Genomic DNA, 2522 nt, shown 5'->3' with positions numbered 1-2522 from the left:
TAGCCGAAAGCTGCGGTCTTATCGTGCAGCTCGGCCTGTTTGCCATGCAGCAGGCGGCGGAAGATCTCGCCAGCTGGCAAAAACAGATCGGCGACGCGCCGCTGTCGGTCTCGGTCAATTTGTCCAGCCGCCAGTTGATCCGCCGCGACCTGGTCAGTGACGTCCGCTCGGTCATCGCGCGGGCCAATCTGAAGCCGCGCTGCTTCCGGCTGGAGCTCACCGAATCGCTTGTGATGGACAATCCCGAGCAGACCGCCCATGTGCTGACCAAGCTGAAGCAGCTCGGCATCGGCCTGTCGCTGGACGATTTCGGCACCGGCTACTCCTCACTGGCCTACCTGACGCGTTTCCCCTTCGACACCATCAAGATCGACAAGAGCTTCGTCGACGACAACACGCCCAAGCGCGCGGTGCTGCTGAAATCGATGGTCAACATGGCGCATGAGCTCGGTCTGTCCGTCGTCGCCGAGGGCATTTCGGACGAAAGCGATGCGCTGGAACTGCGTCAGATGGGCTGCGAATATGTGCAGAGCTTCATGTTCGGCGCCCCGATGCCGGGCGACCAAGTGCTGAAGACGCTGAAAGAGCAGTATCCGCTGACGCAAGCGTGAGAGCCCGTTTGGAAACTCTACTCTGGCGGCCATCTGACGGCGTTTTCTGCGCTTCCGGTGCTCACGGACCCGAATGTCCGCTGCGCTCCGGTTCTCGAAAACACCACCATATGACTCTCCAGAGCGAGTTTCGAAACGGGCTCCGCGATGAGGCTGATGGGGTTTAGGCGTGTCCGGCCGCCAGGCTGAGATGCGCAAGGTCGATACCAATCGAGGCGAGGATCCGGTCGTATTTGCGCTCGATATCGGTGTCGAACAGAAGCTCGGCATTGGCCGGACAGGTCAGCCAGCCATTTTCGGCGATCTCGGTCTCCAGCTGGCCGGCGCCCCAGCCGGAATAGCCGAGCGCCATCAGCGCATGACGAGGCCCGCGGCCGGACGATATGGCGCGCAATATGTCGACGGTCGCCGTCAGGCAGATGTCGTCGGAAACGGTCAGCGACGATTCCACCCGATAGTCTCCCGAATGCAGGACGAAGCCCCGGCTGCGGTCCACCGGGCCGCCATTGCGCACGACGAAGTCGCGCGCCTGCGCCGGCAAGCGGATCGCCTCCTGCTCGTTCATGATGCCCAGTTGCACGAGCAGATCCGGAAACAGCATCTGCTGCGTCTGGTTGATGATCAGGCCCATGGCGCCTTCATCGGAATGTGCGCAGACATAGATGACCGAGCGCGTGAAACGGTCGTCCTTCATGCCGGGCATGGCAATCAGGAACTGATCGTCGAGAAAGCCGCGACTGGCGACCGTCTTCTTGTGGCGCAACAAGTCCATGAAGGGAGCGTAACGCGTTTCCAAAGCGCCGAAAAGATGCGCCGTGCTGGATTCGACCAAAGCCTGTTGCGGCGGCTCGAACATTCTTCTCCCTCGAAGTCACGCAAATATGATACCGGCAAGGCCATGAAATCATTGCGCGGCCACGAACGGACGATCAAATCACCGCCATGCGAAGCTTGAAAATCCTGCTGCTCGGCGCCGCCATCGGATCGGCAACCGCTCTTCCCGCCGCCGCCTCCTCATCGGCGTGGTACAACAGCGAAGGCGGCAAGGTCCGGCTGGTGACATCAGGCAAAGCCGACGACACCGGCCGCATCCAGGGCGTTCTCGACATAGCGCTCAAGCCCGGCTGGAAGACATATTGGCGCGATCCGGGCGACGCGGGCGTGCCACCGCAACTCGACATTTCAGCCAGCACCAACATCGCCGACGCAGCGCTATCGTTTCCGGCGCCGCAGCGCCATGACGACGGCTATGGCAAATGGGCAGGCTACAACTATCCGGTTTCTCTGCCGGTGACATTCACGCTGGCGGCGCCGAACCAGCCGGCGTTGATCGATGCCGACATCTTTCTCGGCATCTGCGAAACGATCTGCATCCCGGTGCAGACGCGGCTGACCGTCGACCCGGCCTCCGATCCGGACAATGCCGAGGACGCAGCGCTGGTGAAGGCGAGTTTCGCGGCGCTACCAGCGCCCGCGAGGTCCGATTTCGGCATCGCTGTGCTGCCGGGCGACCACGAGACGCTGATTGTCGAGGCGAGCTTTCCCGGCGATCCGGAGGCGGCGGATTTCTTCGTGGCCGGCGAGCGGGACTACATGTTCGGTACCCCTGCCCGCAGCGAAAAAGACGGCAAGCTGATTTTCACCGTGCCGATCCTCGATCGCCCCTCGACGACGCCGACCGATGGCGGGCTTCACTATACGCTGACGAGTTCGGCGGGCGCGGTCGAAGGGGTTCTGCCTTTCCCTTGATCCAGCCCACCCCAACGGTTGCAGGAAGCCGTTGGGTTCGCTAGGCAAAGACACGTCCTTCCCCATTTTCCCAAGCGAGGAATCCATGACCATTTCCGTTGGCGACAAGCTGCCTGACGTGACCTTCAAGACGATGACCGCCGATGGCGCCAAGCCGATCAC

At 62.1% G+C, this 2522-nt stretch carries 3 protein-coding genes and 1 pseudogene; 3 read left to right on the top strand and 1 reads right to left on the bottom strand.

Features of this window, described 5'->3' with window-relative positions:
• On the top strand, positions 1 to 611 hold a 611-nt coding region (locus EOD15_RS32650), incomplete at its 5' end, for an EAL domain-containing protein (RefSeq protein ID WP_148129765.1).
• Between the two features lie 163 nt (positions 612 to 774).
• Here the strand turns inward: EOD15_RS32650 and EOD15_RS32645 are convergent.
• Positions 775 to 1383 carry a YqgE/AlgH family protein gene (locus EOD15_RS32645; RefSeq protein ID WP_023808594.1) on the bottom strand — a complete coding sequence of 203 codons (609 nt, stop codon included), beginning with the start codon at positions 1381 to 1383 and terminating at the stop codon, positions 775 to 777.
• Positions 1384 to 1553: 170 nt separating this feature from the next.
• Here EOD15_RS32645 and EOD15_RS32640 point away from each other — a divergent pair, with 170 nt between their 5' ends.
• Positions 1554 to 2360 carry a protein-disulfide reductase DsbD domain-containing protein gene (locus tag EOD15_RS32640; protein ID WP_127270313.1) on the top strand — a complete coding sequence of 269 codons (807 nt, stop codon included), beginning with the start codon at positions 1554 to 1556 and terminating at the stop codon, positions 2358 to 2360.
• 85 nt (positions 2361 to 2445) lie between these two features.
• Positions 2446 to 2522, top strand: a pseudogene (locus EOD15_RS37390) (peroxiredoxin); the annotation flags it as partial.

It is taken from the genome of Mesorhizobium sp. M7A.T.Ca.US.000.02.2.1, assembly GCF_003996995.1.
Lineage (GTDB): Bacteria > Pseudomonadota > Alphaproteobacteria > Rhizobiales > Rhizobiaceae > Mesorhizobium.
The sequence above is the reverse complement of the archived record's forward strand: the minus strand, read 5'-3'. Positions and strand labels throughout refer to the sequence as shown.

Excerpts from the sequence above, each read along its gene's own strand:
- EOD15_RS32645 (WP_023808594.1), bottom strand. The coding sequence starts at position 1,383 with ATGGACTTGTTGCGCCACAAGAAGACGGTCGCCAGTCGCGGCTTTCTC.
- EOD15_RS32640 (WP_127270313.1), top strand. The coding sequence starts at position 1,554 with ATGCGAAGCTTGAAAATCCTGCTGCTCGGCGCCGCCATCGGATCGGCA.